The organism is Clostridium cochlearium, from assembly GCF_900187165.1.
In the GTDB taxonomy this organism is placed as follows: domain Bacteria; phylum Bacillota; class Clostridia; order Clostridiales; family Clostridiaceae; genus Clostridium_G; species Clostridium_G cochlearium.
Map to the genome: position 1 here is coordinate 1691863 of NZ_LT906477.1, position 21000 is coordinate 1712862.

At 29.4% G+C, this 21000-nt stretch carries 18 protein-coding genes and 1 riboswitch; of the genes, 8 read left to right on the forward strand and 10 right to left on the reverse strand.

All coding sequences use genetic code 11. The features are described from left to right. Positions 1-7: 7 nt before the first annotated feature. On the reverse strand, positions 8-1405 hold the full coding sequence (gene purF, locus CKV72_RS08320; protein ID WP_095178019.1) for an amidophosphoribosyltransferase: 1398 nt from the start codon (positions 1403-1405) through the stop codon (positions 8-10). A 39-nt stretch (positions 1406-1444) separates the two neighbouring features. Next, positions 1445-1924 (reverse strand): 5-(carboxyamino)imidazole ribonucleotide mutase, encoded by a 480-nt coding sequence (purE, locus tag CKV72_RS08325; RefSeq protein ID WP_095178020.1) that lies wholly within the window; start codon positions 1922-1924, stop codon positions 1445-1447. A gap of 218 nt (positions 1925-2142) precedes the next feature. Between purE and CKV72_RS08330 the strand changes: the two genes are divergently transcribed. Continuing rightward, positions 2143-2808: a hypothetical protein gene (locus tag CKV72_RS08330; RefSeq protein ID WP_095178021.1), complete on the forward strand. Its 666-nt coding sequence runs from the start codon at positions 2143-2145 to the stop codon at positions 2806-2808. Positions 2809-2853: 45 nt separating this feature from the next. Here CKV72_RS08330 and CKV72_RS08335 read toward each other — a convergent pair whose 3' ends face one another. Then, positions 2854-3528, reverse strand: coding sequence for a Crp/Fnr family transcriptional regulator (locus CKV72_RS08335; protein ID WP_089864029.1), 675 nt, complete (start codon positions 3526-3528; stop codon positions 2854-2856). Between the two features lie 442 nt (positions 3529-3970). On the opposite strand from CKV72_RS08335, the gene CKV72_RS12230 reads away from it, so the two are divergent. Both CKV72_RS12230 and CKV72_RS08345 read left to right on the forward strand, forming a co-directional pair. After that, a complete protein-coding gene (locus CKV72_RS12230; protein ID WP_147269570.1) occupies positions 3971-4240 on the forward strand; it encodes a hypothetical protein in 270 nt (89 codons plus the stop codon). 17 nt (positions 4241-4257) lie between these two features. Beyond that, a complete protein-coding gene (locus CKV72_RS08345; protein WP_095178023.1) occupies positions 4258-4704 on the forward strand; it encodes a GerW family sporulation protein in 447 nt (148 codons plus the stop codon). Between the two features lie 200 nt (positions 4705-4904). Here the strand turns inward: CKV72_RS08345 and CKV72_RS08350 are convergent, their stop codons facing one another. From CKV72_RS08350 to CKV72_RS08365, 4 genes are all read right to left on the reverse strand, one after another. After that, positions 4905-6365 carry an NCS2 family permease gene (locus CKV72_RS08350; protein ID WP_089864027.1) on the reverse strand — a complete coding sequence of 487 codons (1461 nt, stop codon included), beginning with the start codon at positions 6363-6365 and terminating at the stop codon, positions 4905-4907. 261 nt (positions 6366-6626) lie between these two features. After that, on the reverse strand, positions 6627-8024 hold the full coding sequence (locus CKV72_RS08355) for an alanine/glycine:cation symporter family protein (RefSeq protein ID WP_095178024.1): 1398 nt from the start codon (positions 8022-8024) through the stop codon (positions 6627-6629). Positions 8025-8135: 111 nt separating this feature from the next. Next, positions 8136-8236: riboswitch (glycine riboswitch) on the reverse strand. Positions 8237-8627: 391 nt separating this feature from the next. Next, a complete protein-coding gene (locus CKV72_RS08360) occupies positions 8628-9185 on the reverse strand; it encodes an ECF transporter S component (protein ID WP_089864023.1) in 558 nt (185 codons plus the stop codon). Positions 9186-9322: 137 nt separating this feature from the next. Beyond that, complete coding sequence (locus CKV72_RS08365; RefSeq protein ID WP_089864021.1) at positions 9323-10789, reverse strand: carbon starvation CstA family protein; 1467 nt, start codon at positions 10787-10789, stop codon at positions 9323-9325. 213 nt (positions 10790-11002) lie between these two features. Here CKV72_RS08365 and CKV72_RS08370 point away from each other — a divergent pair, with 213 nt between their 5' ends. The 5 genes from CKV72_RS08370 (at position 11003) to CKV72_RS08390 (ending at position 17731) form a co-directional block, all read left to right on the forward strand. Then, on the forward strand, positions 11003-12691 hold the full coding sequence (locus tag CKV72_RS08370; RefSeq protein ID WP_169712364.1) for a LytS/YhcK type 5TM receptor domain-containing protein: 1689 nt from the start codon (positions 11003-11005) through the stop codon (positions 12689-12691). Beyond that, positions 12688-13455 (forward strand): LytR/AlgR family response regulator transcription factor, encoded by a 768-nt coding sequence (locus CKV72_RS08375; protein WP_089864017.1) that lies wholly within the window; start codon positions 12688-12690, stop codon positions 13453-13455. Before CKV72_RS08370 ends, CKV72_RS08375 begins: the two co-directional genes overlap by 4 nt. Before the next feature lie 130 nt (positions 13456-13585). Beyond that, a complete protein-coding gene (gene nuoE / locus CKV72_RS08380) occupies positions 13586-14068 on the forward strand; it encodes an NADH-quinone oxidoreductase subunit NuoE (RefSeq protein ID WP_089864015.1) in 483 nt (160 codons plus the stop codon). 11 nt (positions 14069-14079) lie between these two features. Then, entirely contained in the window at positions 14080-15975 is a 1896-nt protein-coding gene (locus CKV72_RS08385) for an NADH-ubiquinone oxidoreductase-F iron-sulfur binding region domain-containing protein (RefSeq protein WP_089864013.1), read from the forward strand. 19 nt (positions 15976-15994) lie between these two features. Then, positions 15995-17731 (forward strand): NADH-dependent [FeFe] hydrogenase, group A6, encoded by a 1737-nt coding sequence (locus CKV72_RS08390; RefSeq protein WP_095178026.1) that lies wholly within the window; start codon positions 15995-15997, stop codon positions 17729-17731. A 48-nt stretch (positions 17732-17779) separates the two neighbouring features. Here the strand turns inward: CKV72_RS08390 and CKV72_RS08395 are convergent, their stop codons facing one another. From CKV72_RS08395 to CKV72_RS08405, 3 genes are read right to left on the reverse strand one after another with little or no spacing between them, the layout of a single operon-like run. Continuing rightward, complete coding sequence (locus tag CKV72_RS08395; protein ID WP_089864010.1) at positions 17780-18955, reverse strand: SpoIIE family protein phosphatase; 1176 nt, start codon at positions 18953-18955, stop codon at positions 17780-17782. Beyond that, positions 18952-20676: a [Fe-Fe] hydrogenase large subunit C-terminal domain-containing protein gene (locus CKV72_RS08400; RefSeq protein WP_095178027.1), complete on the reverse strand. Its 1725-nt coding sequence runs from the start codon at positions 20674-20676 to the stop codon at positions 18952-18954. The genes CKV72_RS08395 and CKV72_RS08400 overlap by 4 nt, the downstream gene beginning before the upstream one ends. Further along, a complete protein-coding gene (locus CKV72_RS08405) occupies positions 20673-20921 on the reverse strand; it encodes a (2Fe-2S) ferredoxin domain-containing protein (protein WP_168943500.1) in 249 nt (82 codons plus the stop codon). The genes CKV72_RS08400 and CKV72_RS08405 overlap by 4 nt, the downstream gene beginning before the upstream one ends. Between the last annotated feature and the right edge of the window lie 79 nt (positions 20922-21000).

The following is a 21000-nucleotide window of genomic DNA, read 5'->3' on the forward strand; positions in this document are numbered from 1 at the left end:
CCTAAATTTATTCCCTAGGTATTGATACTGGATATTCTCCACTAAAACATCCTAAGCAAAATTCTTTTTTACAATCTTTACATTCTAAAGCTTTTGTAAGTCCTTTAATACTTAAATAACCTACACTATCTGCGCCTATCATTTCTCTTATTTCTTCTAAATTGTAATTAGATGCCATTAAATCTTCTTTGTTAGGTGTATCAATACCTAAATAGCAAGGAAATTTAACCATTGGTGATGCTACTCTAAAATGAACTTCCTTTGCTCCTGCTCGTCTTAGGGAACTTATAAGTTTTTTACTAGTAGTTCCTCTTACTATAGAATCATCTATAATTACAACTCTTTTTCCTTCAACATTATATTTTAATGGATTTAATTTTACCAAAACTGCTCTTTCTCTCATTTCTTGTGAAGGTTGTATAAAACTTCTTCCTATATATTTATTTTTTATAAAACCTATGCCATAAGGAATTCCTGAAGCCTTTGAATATCCTATAGCAGCAGGTATTCCTGAATCCGGAACCCCTACTACAATGTCTGCTTCAGCAGGACACTCTTTATAAAGTTCTTCTCCAGATTTAACTCTGTATTCATAAACGCTTATATTGTCAATATTACTATCTGGTCTTGCAAAATATATATATTCAAAAGCACATATACTTCCTCTTGTCTTTTCTGCAAATCTTAAACTCTTTAATCCATCTTTATCTACAACTACCATTTCTCCTGGTTCTACATCTCTTATAAACTCCCCACCTATAGCATTTATAGCACAACTTTCAGAGGAAATAACATAACTATCTTCAAGTTTTCCTATGCAAAGTGGTCTTATTCCTTTAGGATCCCTTAGCCCAATTAATTTGTCCTGGGTCATTAAAAGCATTGCATAAGATCCTTTTATGCTTTGAAGTGCTTCAATTAAAGCATCTTCTATATGTTTTTTGTTTGATCTAGATATTAAATTTAATACCACTTCTGATTCTACACTAGTCTGAAAAACAATTCCTGCCTCTTCTAAAAGCTCTTTTATTATTTTTGCATTCACTAAGCTTCCATTGTGAGCTACAGCAATAGATCCTAGTTTAGATTTTCCAAGTATTGGTTGAACATTATCTAAATCTCCATTTTTACAACTTGAATATTTTACATGGCCTATACCACATATTCCCTTAAGCTTATTTAACTTATCGTAATTAAATACATCTCCAACAAGTCCTGTTTTTTTATGTAATATTAATTTTTCTCCATTAGATACTACCATTCCCGCACTTTCTTGTCCTCTATGTTGTAATGCAAATAATCCATAATAATTTATTATCCCTATTTCCTTTTCTTCACCAGTAAATATTCCAAAAACTCCACATTCGTCTTTAAATTTATCTTCTTTAATATTATTACATTCCATAATCTCACCTATCATCCATTAAATTTTTATCTTTTTATTTTATAATATTATACCTTCTTCATTTTCATCAATAAATTTTTTTTTCATATTTGTTCTATAATTAAGCATTTTAATTTTTAAATCTTCATATTTTAATGATAAAATTTGAACTGCTAACATACCAGCGTTGTAGCCATTATTTATACCTACAGTTGCTACTGGTATAGATTTTGGCATCTGAACTATGGAAAGTAATGCATCCATACCATTTAATGAAGCGTTGATAGGAACTCCTATGACTGGAATTATAGTTTTAGATGCTATAACTCCAGGAAGATGGGCAGCAAGTCCTGCACCTGCTATTATACATTCGTAATTGTCTTGTTCTAATTTTTTTAAAGTTTCATCTAATTTTTCCGGTACTCTATGGGCTGAAAGTATATATGCTTTGTATTCAATATCAAATTCTTTTAATGCTTTTGCAGCTCCACTCATAACTTCTTTATCGGATTTACTGCCAAATATTATAGCAACTTTCATAATTATCCCTCCGTATATTTATAATATATCCTATTTTTATAGTATCACAGTATTATTCTATTTTCAATAACATTTATATGATTTTTTATTAAATCATTCGCATATATCTATGTTATTTTCTTAAAACTTATAGTTATTGTTCGTAAAATAAAAAATTTACTTCACAAAACCTTTATTTATGATAAAATTATAAATAAATTCTACAAGGAGTTGGTTGAATGCTTTTCTTTAATAAAAAAGTGGATAAAAAAACTATGAACGATATAGAAGAAATTATTAATAAATATAGAGATGAATTCAATGAATGTTATGCACCTTTAAATGCCTTAAATTTATGCTATCTAGAAGGTAATATTTTTTTAGATAATTTATATAATAGTGAATTGGAGAATTTTGACTTATCACTTTTGTATGATTATAAAAAAACTACTTTAAAGGATTGTTTAGACAAACATTATAAGGTTAGAAAATCTTTTTTTTATGCTGTAAATAATATAAAGCAAAGTAAAAATTTTTCTCATTTAGATGAGCTTTTAGAATTCTTGAAAATCAAAGGTAAAATGTTTGTAAATAATTACTTAAAAGACTTTCAAAAGTCTTCTGCTAAATATAAAAAGAGTATTGAAAAAAATAAATTACCGGAGTATAGAAATCTTTTAGTATGGATAGAAGATAATAATTTAAATTTTTTAGATAAATTATTTGTTTATTTAGGAAAGTATTCAATAGATTTAAATAATATAGTAGAATTTTATACTGATGATAATATAGCTAGAACTGTATTAATTTATAATGAAGATGGTGAAATTAAACGTATGAATTTTAATTTGTCTTCCTTTGATGCTTTTAAAAAATTATTACCTTCTAAAGTAAGAATAGAGTAGAACTAGGGAAGATGCATATATCATTATACATCTTCCTCTTTGTCTTTATATTAAAACATCTTCTAAAGCCTCTTCATCCAATATTTTTATTACATTTTTATTAAAATCTATTAATCCTTCCTCTTTCATTTTAATCATTTCTCTAGATAAAGAAGGTCTAGGTACACCTAAAAGTTCTGCCATTTCTTTTCTAGAAATATTAAGTTTTAAATTTAAACTTCCTATTTTATTATACTCTTCTAATAAATAGCTACTTATCTTTTGCCTTATACTATTGTAAGATAAGTTTTTAACCTTTTTATTGAGCATTAATATTTTATTTGATAAAAGTCCCATAAAATTATTTAAAAATTTGCTATTTAAACTGCATAATTTAAGTATTTCTTCTCTAGATATGAACATCACTGATGTTTCTCTTACTGCTGTAATTGTAGCTGGATATTTTCTCATATTGGAAAATATTATAACTTCCCCAAAAATATTTCCACACTTTAGCCTATCTATAGTTATAGCTTTTCCAGATGCAAATATTTTTTGAATCTCTACATTACCATTAATTATTATACCTAAGCTATTACAAGGATCTTCTTCTATTGCTATATTCTCATCTTTATGAAAAAATTTCACAGTATAATTTATACTATCCAATATTCTTATTATATCCTTTTGCTCCATATCCTTAAATATGATACTATTTTCTAATATATTTATTTTATCCATTTATATATCCTCTCCTAAAATTTTATTTAATTCAAATTTAATGACTAATAATACATAATCATGGATAAACATTTGATTAAATCTCCCTTTTAACTTTTTATACAATCTTTACAACAAATATTTATAGTAAATAAACATAAACTATAAAAGCAAACCTTATTAAATAAATTGGAGATGTTTGTTTATGTATGTACTTTTATTTTTATTAATAGTTATTTTAATATTTTTATTATTATTAAATATTTATCCTATTAAGGTTATAGGAAATTTTAATTCTTATGATATTCCAAATTTTAATATTTTGTTTTCATGGTTATACCCCTTTATCAAAGGTAATATTATATCAAATAATGGGGATATATACCTTGATATATATTTTTTTAATAAAAAAATTTATAAAAAACCTATTAAAAATAATGGAAACATTAAAAATTCGTTTTATATGCTGAAAGAATTAAAACCTAGTTATGCAGAAATTAAGACTTCTTATGGTTTTAGCGATCCCTCTAATACAGGAGTCACTTATGGCATTATAAATTTACTATCTCAATATATAAATTTTGATGTATTCCATAATAATCCAGACTTTAGTATGGATTACGACTATTTTGATATAACTACAATAATGAAGTTCAAGCCTTTATCTATCATTAAATTATTAACTATAAACAAAAAAAATTATAATAAACAAATTTCTTATGAAAATAAATAAAGGAGGATTTTTAAAAAATGAGTCAAAATGTAAATTTTACACAAAACATGAATGCTCTGTTTTCAGGATTACAGGACTTTGTTAAAACCGAAAGCGTTATGGGAAAACCTCTTGTTGTAGAGGATAAAACTTTAGTTCCCATAGTTTCAGTAGGTTTAGGATACGGTAGTGCAACAAGTAATGCAAAAAATGCACAATCTAATTCTAATTCTTCAAATACTGATCCTAATGTTGGCTTAGGTGCTAGAGTCACAACTAATGCTGTAGTAGTTATTGATAAAGACTCTGTATCCATGTTACCTGTAAATGGTAAAGGTAATATGGGTCAATTAATCGATAAAATACCTGAAATGGTTACAAACATGGCTCCAAATGCTCAACAACAAAATATGGCTCAAAACCAGCAACAGCAGCAAAATCAACAACAAAATCAATCAACTACCTCACCAAAGCCTGGTAAATAATATTAAGACTGTTGAGAATTAATTTTCTCAGCAGTTTTCTATTTATTTTATACGTAACTTATGTTACATATCTCTATTTTAAATTTTATTATAATCTAGATATTAAATCAATTTTATATTATAAAAAAAGGCTATCGCACTAAGAAATAATTGTAGTATTTATTCTTAATGCGACAGCTCTTTTTGCGTTTATAGTTATTTTATTTAGGGAGTATTGTAAATCTTATTATAAATAAGATTGCTAGAACATAAACAATTGGATGAATTTCTTTTCTTCTTCCTGTTGCTAATTTTACTATTGGATAAAATATTAATCCAGCAGCTATACCATTTGCAATACTTGAGGTAAATGGCATTATAGCTATAGTAAAGAATGCTGGTAGAGCTTCTGTAAAATCTGAAAAATCTATATTAGTTACTGCCCCCATCATAAGAACTCCTACTATAATAAGAGCTGGTGCTGTAGCTTCTGCTGGAACTATACCAACTAATCCGCTAAAGAACATAGCTAATAAAAACATTATTCCTGTAACCACGGAAGTAAGTCCTGTTCTTCCTCCCTGAGATACTCCTGCTGTAGATTCTACATAAGTAGTAACAGTACTTGTACCTAAAAGGGAACCTACACTTGTAGCAATGGCATCAGCCATAAGAGCTTTGTTTAAATTGCGTGGTCTTCCATTTTCATCTACCATATTAGCTTTTTGTGCTGTTCCAACTAGTGTTCCTATAGTATCAAACATATCAACTAAACTGAAAGATATAATTACCATAAATATATTTAAAATTGAACTAAATATTCCTGTACCACTTGCATTTAAAAGTCCAGGCAAATCTAACTTTAAAAATGTTGGAGCAAGTGATGGTGGCATACTTACTAATGAAGACATTGGAACTACATTAGTTATTCCCATAGGTATTCCTATAATTGTAGTAGCTAGTATTCCTATTAATATAGCTGCTTTTACTCCTCTTGCCATCAAAATAGCTGTTATTGTAAGACCTATTAAAGTTAATATTACATTTGACTTTGTAAAATCCCCAAAACTTACTAAAGTAGCTGGGTTTGAAACTATAACTCCACCGCTTTTAAATCCTAAAAGTGCTATAAATAATCCAATTCCTGCTGATATTGCAAATTTTAAATTCTTAGGAATTGAGTCTACTATTTTCTCTCTAATAGATGTTAACGTAATTATTATAAATAAAATACCAGATATAAGCACAGCTGCTAATCCTTGTTGCCAAGTATATCCTAATGTCAAGCATACACTAAATGCAAAGAATGCATTTAATCCCATACCTGGTGCTTGAGCAAAAGGTAGATTTGCGTAGAATCCCATTATAAAAGTTCCTAAAGCTGCTGATATACATGTAGCTGCAAATACAGATGCTACCATTCCATCATTTAAAGCATTAATTCCTGCTTTAACAGCATCATCACCTAAAAGTCCTTGCATATTCATACCTGCTTGCATTAATATTGATGGATTAACAAATATTATATATGCCATTGTTATAAAGGTGGTTACTCCTGCTATAACCTCTGTTTTAACTGTTGTATTATTTTTTGATAAATTAAAAAATGATTCCAAAAAACTATTTTTATTTCCTTTCGGTTTTTTATTACCCTGGAAATTGTTTTCTTTTAATTGTTCCATGAGTTTACCATCCCTTCTATTTTTATAAACACGAACATTGATCGCGTTATTATAGAATAATATTAGCATTTTTATATAATAAAGTCAACATTTTTTTATTATTTTGTTCTATTATTCGTAACTTCTCCTAATTTAAACATATTTATATATGTTTTTTATATATATTTTTCCTCATTTTCATGTTTAATATTAATAAAAATGACTTATTTCAAAGGATACTTACTCACCTCTGAAATAAGTCATTTTTAAATTATCTCATGATTATCTAGCAATAGCTCTTCTTGCTTCTTCTACAACTTCTTCTTCATTCATATTATTAAAATATTTTTTAGTTTCACTAACTACAACTCCACTTAATCCTATAAGTCCTATTAAGTTAGGTATTGCCATAAGACCATTTACTATATCTGCTATAACCCATATTAAATCTAATTTAAGTATGGATAATCCTCCTATAGCTACTATTGCTATAAAAGTATATCTATATGGTTTAATTCCTTTTATTCCAAATAAATATTCAGTACATCTTTCACCATAATAATTCCATCCTAATATAGTAGTAAATGCAAAGAATGCTAATCCTATACTTATTATTAATTTACCGAGTATTGGTAAGGGCATTCCTTGTACAAATGCTGCATTAGTCATAGCAGCTCCTGCTAAATCAGATTTCCACATACCAGTTAAAACTAAAGTAATTCCTGTCATTGTACATATTACAATAGTATCTATAAAAGTTCCTGTCATAGATATAAGTCCTTGACGTACACAAGATTTTGTTTTTGCAGCTGCTGAGGCAATAGGTGCACTTCCTAATCCAGATTCATTTGAGAAAACTCCTCTAGCCACACCATTTTGTATAGCTTGCTTAATTGTAGCTCCTAAGAAACCACCCATAGCTGCTGTAGGATTAAAAGCACTTTTTATTATTAAAACTACCGCTGCTGGAACTAATTTTGCATTAGTTACTATTATTATTACTGAAGCTGTAACATATAAAATAGCCATAAATGGTACTATCTTTTCTGCAACTTTTGCAATGCTATTAATTCCTCCAAGAGTTACTGCTGCTACCAATATAGTTATAATAATACCTGTTATTACTACTGGGACTCCAAATGAGTCTTTAAATGATTCAGATATAGCATTAATTTGAGCAAAAGTTCCTATTCCAAAGAAAGCAACTCCTATTCCAAATATAGCAAACATCTTTGCAAGCCACTTTTTGCCTAAACCTCTTTCTATATAGTACATAGGTCCACCGGACATTTGACCATTCTTATCAGTAACTCTATATTTTACCGCAAGTAATCCTTCTGCATATTTTGTTGCCATACCAAAAAAAGCTGCTACCCACATCCAAAATATAGCACCAGGTCCTCCTGCTTTAATAGCTGTTGCTACCCCTACTATATTTCCTGTTCCTATAGTTGCGGCAAGCGCTGTACAAAGAGCTTGGAAACTAGTTACATCCCCTTCTCCTGTACTATCATCGTCACCTTTTTTAAATAAATATTTAAGTGCTAAAGGGAGTTTACCGATTTGCAGAAATCCTAATCTTATACTTAGATATATTCCTGTACCAACAAGAAGAACTAAAAGCGGTGGTCCCCACACCAATGAATCGATTTTGTTAAAAATTTGTAATGCCTTTTCCATGTTCCATCCTCCTATTAAATATTTGTTTTAATGGGGACAGAGTTTTAATAGAAATGTCAATAAAAAAAATAAAGAGGTCATCAAAAAGTAGACCTCTGGATTTAAACTTCACTTCTACGCTCTGTCCTTTTACCTGAGAGTTTCATTGGAATATTCCAACTTGCTCCTTCGGTGCTCTTTTATAAAAAAAGAGTCTCTCCAGAGTTTCGTCCAATAACAGTCCCTGCCATAAAACAATGGTACCTGAAAGATTTTTGCATCTTCGGTGGGTCTAAAGACCTCTCTCCTATTATCTTCATCCGAACCTTTATTCAATTTATGTTTCACATTATACCACTTTAGTTTTAAAATTGCAAGCCCCTTATTTAATGAACAACCTTAATTTAATGAACAATGAAGAATGAAAAATTGTGGTTATTTTTTCTCCACTATCGTTACGAAAAAATTTTAATTATATTATTTATATATTAAGCAGTTTTTCACTAAAACAAGCGATGTTTAGCGAAGCAAACGAGCCTACAAAACAAAATTTAAGATTTTCTATAACGTAGTGGAAGAAAATCATCCTTAATTGTTCATTCTTCATTGTTAATTATTCATTGACTAAAGGTTGTTCATTATATAGGTCTTTATTCCTTTAATCAAAGGTAATGCTATAACAATTCCTACTATAAATTGGGCTATATTACCTGGCACACCTTTTAATGCTATAAGCAAACTTTCTGTTAAAGTAGCAGTTTCTACATATATGAATCTTGTTATTACTACACTAGTAAAATAGTAAGCTATAACCATCCATATACCTGCTACTAAAAATGCAAATACATTATTTTTGATATTATTTCCATCATAATTACTTCTATATGCTATTCTAGCAGTTATATATGCCATTATCCCTTTTATTACTAATGTAAATGGTGCCCATATCATATATCCTGAAAAAACATCTGCTAGTGCCATACCAAATGCTGCTGCAACTACCCCATATCTTTTACCTAATATAACAGCTGATAAAAACACCATACTATCCCCTGGATGTACATACCCACCTGTTATTGTAGGTATTCTTATGCTCATTGTGGCTGCACAGGTAGCTGCTACCATTAACGCTACATACACCATTTGTAAAGTTTTTAATTTTATATCAGTTCTTTTTTCCATAACATTTCCCCCTTTATTTAACTTACATTTGCAATTATAAAGGTTTTTGAAAATATGTTCAAATGTATGGATACATTTTTATTTCCATAAAAATTAGACTGCTAATTTTTTATTTTAGCAGTCTAATTTATTATATCCTAAGCGGTTTTTGAATCATGAATTTCTCTTTTTTCTTTTTTTGCTTTGAGTAAAAATATTGCAAATACTACTATTGCTGATATTATACCTACTGGATATCCAATAGATGTTGATAATTTAAATCCTTCTGGTGCAACCATTATATAAGTTACGCTTACAGCGGTCATAAATGTTCCTGGTATTGATGCAATCCAATGAGGTTTTTTAATAGTTACTAGATATACAGATGATGCCCAAAGCAATACAGTAGCTAATGCTTGATTAGACCAAGCAAAATATCTCCAAATTATATTAAAATCTATTCTTGTTAATGCAAATCCTATTATAAATAAAGGAATACTTATGGATAATCTATTTTTAATATCCTCTTGTTTATATTTTAATGAATCGGCTATAGTTAATCTAGCACTTCTAAAAGCTGTATCTCCTGAAGTTATAGGACATGCAACTACTCCAAGTATTGCAAGTACTCCTCCTACTTTTCCCAATAAAGAATTACAAACTTCGTTTACTACCCAAGCTGCATTATTTCCATTAGAAGCCATAATTTCATTAAACTTTCCAACCCCGTTAGTTCCACCTGGACCTGCAAAGAAACTCATAGCTGCTGCTGCCCATATTAATGCAACTATACCTTCTGCAATCATTGATCCATAAAATACTCTTCTCCCTTGTCTTTCGTTTGTTATGCATCTAGCCATTAGTGGTGACTGAGTTGAATGGAATCCTGAAATAGCACCACAGGCAATAGTTACAAATAATACTGGAAATAGTGGCATGGTACTTGCCTTACTATGCATATTGTATAAATTTGAAGGTACAGCCTCTGGAATAGGATACCCCTTTACAATAAGCATTGTTCCAACACCAACAGCCATTAACAATAAACATATTCCAAATATAGGATAAATCTTTCCTATAATTTTATCTACTGGTAATAATGTTGCTAATATATAATAGAAGAAAATAATATAAAGCCAGAAATTCCTACCAAACTTTTCTGGAGTCAATCCCGCTAATAGATCCGCAGGACCCATAACAAATACAACACCAACTAATATTAAAAGTATTACTGAAAATACTCTCATAAAATTTCTAAACCCTTGTCCTAAATATTTACCTACTATTTCAGGTACACTTGCACCATCGTGTCTTGCTGAAAGCATGCCTGAAAAATAATCGTGAACTCCTCCTGCAAATATGGAACCAAATACGATCCATAAAAATGCGGCTGGTCCAAACATGGCCCCCAATATAGCACCAAATATAGGTCCTAATCCTGCTATATTTAAAAATTGTACTAAAAATATTTTCCATTCTGGCATAGGCACATAATCCACACCATCTTCAAGTCTTACTGCTGGTGTTTCCCGATTTTCATCAATACCAAAAACCTTTTCAACAACAGTCCCATAAATAAAATAACCAACTATTAATGCAATAATAGATAAAATAAATGTTACCATTAATCATTATCCCCCTTCCATTAAGATTAATATGAAAACCTTTTAAAAAGTTCTTTATACTAATTTTAATAATTATTACTTTAAAATAATACATGTTATCCTTAAAAGGACAAAATTAAAGGTTCAAATGCATTTTATATAAGCCCAATTGCACTTAATTTTTAGTTTTTTATTGTATAATATTTATGTAACTTTTTTGAGAGGATGATATATATGATATATATGCAACTTTTAGGTAGCATGTCTACAATAGCTTTATCTGCCTATATTTTTAATCAACATTATATATCTAAAAAACTTTTTTGCTTAGATAAAGGATTTAATAAACTATCTTTAATAATCTTTTTCAGTCTTTTATCTATATTAGGTACATATACTGGGGTTAGCATAGACTCCATGGCTCCAGCTAGTTTTAATAAATCTTCATTAATAGATTTGAAGCCCTATGCCATAGCTAACACCCGTCCCATTGGTGCTATAACTGCTGGCTACTTAGGTGGTCCTCTAGTTGGTATATGTGTAGGACTTATAGCTGGTTTTCAAAGATATTATTTAGGTGGTTTTACAGCATTGGCCTGTGCTATATCTACAATAGTAGAAGGTCTTTGTGGTGCTTTAGGCCAAAAATATTCTAAATCTAAAGCAATTAATCCAAAACTTGCTTTTATAACTGCAATAATTGCAGAAATATTAGAAATGATAATTATACTTGTTTTACCTAAACCTTTTAATCAGGCTCTCCAATTAGAAAAAATTTTTGCTTTACCTATGATAATTATGAATTCTGTTGGTGTTTTAATTTTTGTGTATATTACAAAAGATGCATTAGAACAATATAATAGAATTGGTGCTACCGAAGCACAAAAGGCTTTAAATATAGCTGAAAAAACTTTAAATTATTTTAAAAAAGGTTTTGATAAAGACAATACTAAAAAAATAGCAAAAATCATTTGGGAAAACACTTCTTATGAAAGTGTTTTTATTTCAGATACTAAAGAAGTTATCTCATATTATGGTGAATATATAGATTTTAATCTCTTAAATAATTCATTAAAAGATTACTATAAATGCCCTGATTACAAAATAATTAAATACATAGATCCTTCATCTGAAACAATTGAAAATATATTTTTTGCTATTCCAATCTATGATGAAAACAACTTAGAATTAGTAATTGGATTGAGGATAATATCTGAAACTTTTGTAGATAAATATTTTATACTATTTGTTAAACAATTAAGTACCCTACTATCTACTCAACTAAAGCTTTATAAACTAAATAAAATAGCTAATGAAGTTTATGTAGCTGAATTTAAAGCACTAAAAGCTCAAATACATCCACATTTTTTATTTAATGCTTTAAATACCATTTCTTCTTTTTGCCGAACAAACCCTGTTAAAGCAAGAGAGCTTATATTAAATTTATCTAGTTACTTTAGACAAACTTTGAAAAGACAAGAAGATTTTATTACAATTAAAGAAGAATATGATTTTTTGAATTCTTATCTTTCTATAGAAAATGCACGTTTTGGGGAAAGATTAAAAGTAAATATAAATTTTCCTAAAGATTTATTAAATTATAAAATACCTGTTTTCCTACTTCAACCTTTAGTAGAAAACTCCATAAATCATGGAATTTTACCTAAACCATCTGGTGGAACTGTTACAATAGAGGCTTGCTCATCTAATGACAATTTAAACTTTATTGTAAAAGATAATGGAATTGGTATGAAGGAAACTGATCTTAAAAAAATACATTCTTTTTCCACAGGTATAGGATTAAGTAATGTTAATGAAAGACTAAAACTTCTATTTGGAGAAGAATATAAATTAAATATAAAAAGTAAACTTAATAAAGGTACCTCTATATCTTTTTCAATACCTAAGGAGATGAAAGTATGAGTAAAATAAATTGTATAATAATAGAAGATGAAATCCCTTCTGCAGATGAATTAAATTATATTCTTAAAAATTACAATTTTATTAATGTAGTTGGAATAGCGCAGGATGCAATAAAAGGACTAGAACTTATAACAAAATTAAATCCACAAGCAGTATTTTTAGACATAAATATGCCCTCTAAAAATGGAATGGATTTAGCTAAAGAAATAAAAGCTTTTAATGAAAATATAGAAATAATATTTATTACTGCATATGATGAATATGCAGTAAAAGCTTTTGAAATTCAGGCATTAGATTATATTTTAAAACCTTTTGAAGAAAAGAGAATAAATATAGCCCTAAATAGACTATTAGAAGCAGTAGAACCCAAAAATCCTGATGAGCATATACCTGAAATTTTAGACAAATTATTAAATAAATTGCAATTACAAGAAAACTCAATGAAAAAAATCCCTTGTGAGTACTGTGGAAAAATCATACTAATTCCTCTTAATCAAATTTATTTTTGTTATACAGAAAAAGATAAAATATATGTTAAAACCTATAATAAAAGATATATAACTAACTACACATTAAATAAATTACAGAAAAAGACCAAATTTTTTCGAGCTCATAGAAGTTATTTAGTTAATTTAGATAATATAAAAGAACTATTTTCTTGGTTTAATGGAACTTATAAATTGGTAATGAAAGATGATAAGAATACAGAGATACCAATTAGTAGAGGTAACGTTAAAAACTTAAAAAATATATTGGATATTTAATATTTTATGTTGATTTTATTCGTTATAATGGTAAAATCAATATAAATATCTAAATATTTTTAATAATACTACTATTATTTTTAAAATTCTTTATCATAGTCTATTTTATTAGCAGAAGGAGGTTTTAACTTTGTGTTGTAAAAATGAGTTAGTAAAAACTAAATTTAAAGAACTTGATAGTTTTATTGAAAATCTTGAAAATAAAAATGGTTCACTAATAGCAGTTCTTCACAAGGCGCAAAACATATTTGGATATCTTCCAAAAGAAGTACAAATTCATATTGCAGAAAAATTACAAGTTCCTGTATCTAAAGTTTATGGAATAATAACATTTTATTCTTACTTTAATACAGAGCCAAAAGGGAAATATGTTATAAGTGTATGTATGGGTACTGCCTGTTTTGTTAGAGGTGCTGGAGATGTAGTAGAGGAATTTGAAAAAAAATTAAATATAAAAGTTGGACAAACTACTAAGGATAATAAATTTACACTTGATGTTTTACGTTGTGTAGGTGCATGTGGCTTAGCACCTGTTGTAACCATAAATGATAAAGTTTATGGTCACGTTACGAAAGATAAAGTAGATAATTTATTGTCAGACTATTTAGAATAGGGGGAATTAAATTGACTAAAATAAAATCCTTTAAAGAACTTAAAGATTTACATGATAAATTTAAATCTCTTATGAAATTAAAAAAGACTTCTCCTGAAGCGGAATTAGCTGCTGAAAACAAAAGGTGTCCAAGATATATATCTATATGTGGTGGTACTGGATGTAAATCTTCAGATAGTTATAAAATACTAGAAAATTTAAAAGAAGGCATTAAAAAAGCTGGCTTAGAAAATGAAGTACAAGTATCAATTACAGGTTGTTTTGGTTTTTGTGAGCAAGGACCTATTGTGCATATAACACCTGACAATACTTTCTACGTTTCTGTAAAACCAGAAGATGCAGACGAAATAATAGAAAAACATTTATTAAAAGGTGAAATGATAGAAAGGCTTCTTTACATAGAGCCTACTCTTCAAAAGAAAGTAAAAAGACAAGATGAAATGTCCTTTTACAAAAAACAATATAGAATTGCTCTAAGAAATTGCGGAGTAGTTAATCCTGAAGATATAAGGGAAGCTATAGCACAAGACTCTTATATGGCTTTAGGTAAAGCATTAACTGAGATGTGTCCTAAAGATGTAATAAAAACCATTACTGATTCTAGGCTAAGAGGAAGAGGTGGCGGTGGATTTCCAACAGGTGTAAAATGGGGATTTGCTAAAAAATATGATAGTCCTAAAAAGTATATAATTTGCAATGCAGATGAAGGTGATCCTGGTGCTTTTATGGATCGTTCTATATTGGAAGGTGACCCTCATAGTGTTTTATCAGCTATGGCCATAGCTGGATATGCTATTGGTGCAGATGAAGGAAATATATATATTAGGGCTGAATATCCCCTAGCTGTTCAAAGACTTTATAAAGCTATAGATGAAGCTCATGAATACGGTTTATTAGGTGATAATATACTTGGAACAAACTTCTCCTTTAAAATTAATATAAAATATGGTGCTGGTGCCTTTGTATGTGGTGAAGAAACTGCTTTGATTCATTCTATTGAAGGTGAACGTGGAGAACCAACAAATAAGCCCCCTTTCCCTGCTGAAAGTGGACTTTGGGGAAAACCTACCTGTGTGAATAATGTAGAAACTTTAGCTATAGTTCCGGCTATATTAACAAAGGGAATAGATTGGTTTAAATCCATAGGCACACAGACTTCTAGTGGAACAAAGGTTTTTGCCCTAGCGGGTAAAGTTAATAATGTTGGTTTAGTTGAAGTTCCTATGGGAACAACCCTTAGAGAAATCATATATGAAATTGGTGGCGGTATAAAAAATGGACGTAAATTTAAAGCCGTTCAAACTGGTGGCCCTTCTGGTGGATGTATTCCTGCTTCTCATTTAGATACAGAAATAGACTATGAGTCCCTTACAGCTATAGGTTCCATGATGGGATCTGGAGGAATGATTGTAATGGATGAAGATAACTGTATGGTAGATATAGCTAAATTCTATCTTGAATTTACAGTGGATGAATCCTGTGGTAAGTGTACCCCTTGTAGAATCGGCAACAAACGTCTTTTAGAAATACTTACTAAAATAACAGAAGGTAAAGGTACAGAAGAAGATCTTATAAAATTAAAAGAATTATCTCAGACCATAAAGGATACTTCTCTTTGTGGACTAGGTCAAACTGCTCCTAATCCTATTTTAAGTACAATGAAATATTTCTGGGATGAATATGAAGCCCATGTAAAAGAAAAAAGATGTCCCGCTGGTGTTTGTAAAAATCTCCTTAGTTATGAAATTACAGATAGTTGTATTGGTTGTACAAAATGTGCAAGAATTTGTCCTGCATCCTGTATAGATGGAAAGGTAAAGGAAAAACATACTATAATTCAGGATCAATGTATAAAATGTGGTTCCTGCTATAGTTCTTGTCCTGTTGGAGCTATTATAAGAAAATAAAGAAAAAGAGGTGTTTGCGTTGAATTTAATAACTATTACTATAAATAATAGGAAAATTTTGGTAGAAGAAGGGACCTCTATATTAAATGCTGCAAAAAAACTTAATATAAATATTCCAACTTTATGTCATTTAAAAATACATGATAATAAGCATGAAAATCACCCTGGTTCCTGTAGAGTTTGCGTAGTAGAAGTAGAAGGTCGTAAAAATTTAGCTCCTGCCTGTTGTACTCCTGTAGTGGATGGCATGGTAGTTAAAACCAATTCCATAAAAGCTATTAAAGCTCGTAGAACAATGGTTGAACTACTTTTATCAGACCATCCTCAAGATTGTTTGCTATGTGAAAAAAATACAGAATGTGAATTACAGCAATTAGCAGCAGATATGGGTATAAAAGATATTAAATATAAAGGAGCTCAAAATACCTTTAAAAAAGATGTTTCTAGCTATTCTATAGTTAGAGATTTAAATAAATGTATTCTATGTAGAAGATGTGTAACCATGTGTAATGAAGTTCAAACTGTAGGAGTTTTATCTCCAGTAAATAGAGGTTTTGAAACAGTTATATCCCCTGCTTTTGAAAGTCCTATGTTAGAAACCAACTGTACTTTCTGCGGCCAATGTGTTGCTGTATGTCCAACTGGTGCATTAACAGAAGTTAATAATACATCAAAAGTTTGGGATGTGTTAAATGATGATGAAAAAGTTGTAATAATTCAAACTGCTCCTGCAATTCGTGCTGCATTAGGTGAAGAATTTGGATTAGAACCAGGTACAGTAGTTACTGGGAAAATGGTAGCCGCTTTAAGATCTCTTGGCTTTGATAAAGTTTTTGATACTGATTTTGCTGCAGATTTAACCATAATAGAGGAAGCCTCTGAACTTATTCATAGACTTGAAAACAATGGTAAACTTCCTATGCTTACAAGTTGTTGCCCTGGTTGGATTAAATTCTTTGAACATGATTTCAATGACTTATTAGATATACCTTCAACTTGTAAATCACCTCAACAAATGTTTGGAGCTATAGCTAAAACCTATTTAGCAGATCTTATGGGTGTGAATCCTAAAAACTTAATTGTAGTATCTTTAATGCCTTGTCTTGCTAAAAAATACGAAGCTAATAGACCTGAAATGAGTACTAATGGTATATCTGATGTGGATATAGTTGTAAGTACAAGAGAAATGGCAAAAATGATTAAAGAGGCTGGAATAGATTTTAATTCTTTACAAGATGAAGACTTTGATAATCCCCTTGGTGAGTCCACAGGAGCAGGAACTATATTTGGTGTAACTGGTGGAGTTATGGAAGCCGCTCTTAGGACAGCTTATGAATGGATAACTAAAGAAGAACTTCAATATGTAAATTTTGAAGCATTACGTGGATTTGATGGAATTAGAGAAGCCACTATAAAAATTAAGGATCAGGATATAAAAGTAGCTATAGCCAGCGGTCTTGGAAATACTAGAAAACTTTTAAAAGCTATACAAGAAGGTAAGGCTCATTACCATATGATAGAAATAATGGCTTGCCCTGGTGGGTGTATTGATGGTGCTGGACAGCCTTACATTCATGAAGATATTAGTATATTACAAAAAAGAGCTGAAGCCCTATACAGAGAAGATCAAAATAAAATAATAAGGAAGTCTCATGAAAATCCTTTTATAAAAAAATTATATGATGAATTCTTAGGAGAACCTTATGGTGAAAAAGCTCATAAATTACTTCATACAAGCTATGTGAAAAGAGATTAATTAAAATTTAAGGAGAACTTGCCAGCAATTTAGTAAGTTCTCTTTATTTTAAAATTCTATTAAATTTACCTCTTTCCCTAAAGATTTTAAAAGTTCCTTTAATTCCTTTACTAATTTTAGTTTTATTCCTAAATCCACTGGTAAATCTGGATTTTGATGAGCAGGATTTACAGCTTTTCCTGACCATATATTTAAATGAGTACATTCATGCAATAATATATGTGCTAATTTACTAGCTCCATCCTCCTTACTCACTTCATAATATTTACCTGGGAAAGATAAGGATTTTTTATACTCTTTTATAATTTCTATGGTTTTATTTAATGTAATAACTCCTTCTGTAATTAAATCAAATCCTTCCATAAATGCTATAGGTGGTATATCTTCACTAAAAGAATCTAAATCAACTATAAGTTTTTTACCTAATTCTCTTGATGCGATGTTAGCAGCAGTTCCACCACAAATTATTTTTTTCCCTTCTCTATTATTTATAAATTTACTTATTATCTCTTCATCTTTTTCTCTATTTTTAGGAGGTCCTGTAAATAAATCTACATATTCTGGTCTTTTTATTTTTATATTGACCACTGTTGCATCATCTCCTGGTTTATGACCATATAAATCCCAACAAACTTCTACTAAATCCTTTGCTATACTGTGGGCATCGTTTTTATTTTCTATATTTCTTTGTATATAATTTAACACATTATCCCATGTCCATCCAAAATTCATGGTATTTCCTAAGCCTGCATGAATTATTCCATCACTTACTATTGTTATAGAGTCACCAGGTTTAACATTAAAAGTACTTTCATAGATTTTTCTATTATTTATTATTAGTTTCTTTTTCCCAATATTTTTTTCTTGTTTTCCGCTTAATATAAATGCTTTAGGATTATCATATTCAGCCATATATACTTTGCCTTCATTACTAATTTTTATTAATGTGAATGTGGAATAGGCAATTTCTCTTTCTTTACATACAGGCAAAGTACTAGCTATAGTATCTAAAGTTTCATAGATATCTGCCCCTTCTTTTAGCATAGTTGCGGATATTTTAGTAGTTAAAGTAGCCAAAATATTCGCCTTAACTCCACTTCCCAATCCATCTGCAAGAACTATTATAGTACACTGAGGTAGTTTTACAATCTCCACTTTATCTCCGCAAAGTTCTTCTCCATATTTTGTTAAACTACAGTGAGCAACATCTATAAAAATCTTCATCTAATTTCACCTTCTTCTCCTTCCACCACCTTTTTTAACTTAGTTAATGTGATTTTAGTTTCTGCAGTAGTTTCACCAAGGAGACTTGCTATTTCTTGAGCTACTCTCATCTGTTTTTCTATTACTTCTTGAGCTGCATTAAAAGTGTTCTCCTTAACTTTTAAAAGTTCTTTTCTATTTTTTTCTTCTTCCACTATATTTGCCATAGAAGCTACAATTATATCTTGTTTAGGTAAATAAACAATGTTTTCAATAAAAACCAAATCATATTGTGACACTATTATTTTTTTACCTATTATGCTTTTTCCTGTATTTTTTACTTCTCTAAAATCTTCCTCATTCATTAATACAGATATAGACTTATCTCTAACATTTTCGGCCTTCACTGTAAACATTTCTTCTCCTGCTGGATTTATTTCCTTTATTTTTAATTCTCCATTTAATACTAAAACACAAGTACCAGAGTGTTCAAATATAAAGTTACTCATACTTTCTGCCTTATTTCGCATATAATGAAGACACATATTTGTCTCAGCCATACCATTATAAACTGCTATAGCTTTTTCTCTACATGTATCATATCCACAAACACCACAGTTTAGCTCATCTTCCTCACTATACTTGCCCATACTGTTCATTATTTTTTCTATTTCTTCTTCTGTTGTCACTTTATCCTCAATGTTCTTAGGCATAAACTTTACAGTAAAATCTATATCCTTTGGAACTTGTATATACCTTTTAATTTTATTATTTTCTTTCTTATTTACATATTCTTTTATGCTTGATAATTTTTTGAAATATTCTCCATTTCTTTTTATAGAATGGGGTCCACCTACACAACTGCCTTTACAAGCACTAACTTCAACTAAGGTATTTTTTAAATATCCCTTTTTCATACTCTCAAAAATTTCTATGCACTCTTCTATTCCACTAATAGATATTTTTTTTAATTTCTTTCCCTCAATATTTCCTATGGCCTGTATTATTCCACCATGTATAGCATATCTTCTTCCTTTTTTAAAAGCTATATTAGTGGTTTCTATATGATTTTCACTATTTAAATCTATATTCTCTTCTTTTATCCATTCTTCTATTTCTTCATAAGTAAGTACTGCGTCTATAAACCTATCATTTAGTAAGTAATTATCAGCTTCTGATTTTTTAGCTATACAAGGCCCTATAAAAACTGTAAATGTATCTTCTCCATAAAGTTTTTTTATTATTTTCCCATGAGCCATCATAGGTGTATTTATAGGTATAACGTAATCTATAAGTTCACTAAAATATTTTTCTATTAAATGATTAACAGATGGACAACAGGTGGTTATATAGTTGTTTTTACTGGTACCTTTTATATAGTCATGGTAAAGCTTAGTTACAATTTCTGCACCTAAAGCTGTTTCTTGAAGATCACTAAATCCTAATTTTTTTAAAGCAGATAAAACTTTTCCATAGCTCTCTCCAAAATGTCCAAAAAAAGATGGAGCTATAGTAGCTACTATTTTTTTTCTTGCCAATATAGCATTTTTAACTATAGGTAAATCACTATAAATTCTTCTGGCATTTTGAGGGCAAATTTCTAAACAATGTCCACAATTTATGCATCTTTCTTGCACTATATTAGCTTTTTCATTTTCAAATTTTATTGCTTTTACAGGACAATATCTTAAACACTTATAGCAGTTTTTACAATTGGACATAGAAAAATCCATATACGTCATTTTTCTATCCTCCTCAATATAATTTCTTGAAAGAACTCTTGAACATTCTCTTTATTAAGGGAATAAATTTTATCTTCAACTCTTACACATACAGCTTTGGTACAATCCCCCATACAAAATTCTCCCTTTAAATTAACTTTATCTTTTACATTATATTTATCTACTAATTTTCCAAGGCTCTTTATTATATAAGGTGCTCCTTTTAAATGACAGGCACTTCCAACACATATACTTATTTCAATCATAAAAAACCCTCCCTAGTCAACTTTATCATATAGTTAATTTTTTATCAATCTTATAAAATAACTATTTTATTTCTTAAAT

Coding starts and splice junctions, on each gene's coding strand:
- purF (WP_095178019.1), bottom strand. CDS start 1,405: ATGGAATGTAATAATATTAAAGAAGATAAATTTAAAGACGAATGTGGA.
- purE (WP_095178020.1), bottom strand. CDS start 1,924: ATGAAAGTTGCTATAATATTTGGCAGTAAATCCGATAAAGAAGTTATG.
- CKV72_RS08330 (WP_095178021.1), top strand. CDS start 2,143: ATGCTTTTCTTTAATAAAAAAGTGGATAAAAAAACTATGAACGATATA.
- CKV72_RS08335 (WP_089864029.1), bottom strand. CDS start 3,528: ATGGATAAAATAAATATATTAGAAAATAGTATCATATTTAAGGATATG.
- CKV72_RS12230 (WP_147269570.1), top strand. CDS start 3,971: ATGCTGAAAGAATTAAAACCTAGTTATGCAGAAATTAAGACTTCTTAT.
- CKV72_RS08345 (WP_095178023.1), top strand. CDS start 4,258: ATGAGTCAAAATGTAAATTTTACACAAAACATGAATGCTCTGTTTTCA.
- CKV72_RS08350 (WP_089864027.1), bottom strand. CDS start 6,365: ATGGAACAATTAAAAGAAAACAATTTCCAGGGTAATAAAAAACCGAAA.
- CKV72_RS08355 (WP_095178024.1), bottom strand. CDS start 8,024: ATGGAAAAGGCATTACAAATTTTTAACAAAATCGATTCATTGGTGTGG.
- CKV72_RS08360 (WP_089864023.1), bottom strand. CDS start 9,185: ATGGAAAAAAGAACTGATATAAAATTAAAAACTTTACAAATGGTGTAT.
- CKV72_RS08365 (WP_089864021.1), bottom strand. CDS start 10,789: ATGGTAACATTTATTTTATCTATTATTGCATTAATAGTTGGTTATTTT.
- CKV72_RS08370 (WP_169712364.1), top strand. CDS start 11,003: ATGATATATATGCAACTTTTAGGTAGCATGTCTACAATAGCTTTATCT.
- CKV72_RS08375 (WP_089864017.1), top strand. CDS start 12,688: ATGAGTAAAATAAATTGTATAATAATAGAAGATGAAATCCCTTCTGCA.
- CKV72_RS08395 (WP_089864010.1), bottom strand. CDS start 18,955: ATGAAGATTTTTATAGATGTTGCTCACTGTAGTTTAACAAAATATGGA.
- CKV72_RS08400 (WP_095178027.1), bottom strand. CDS start 20,676: ATGACGTATATGGATTTTTCTATGTCCAATTGTAAAAACTGCTATAAG.
- CKV72_RS08405 (WP_168943500.1), bottom strand. CDS start 20,921: ATGATTGAAATAAGTATATGTGTTGGAAGTGCCTGTCATTTAAAAGGA.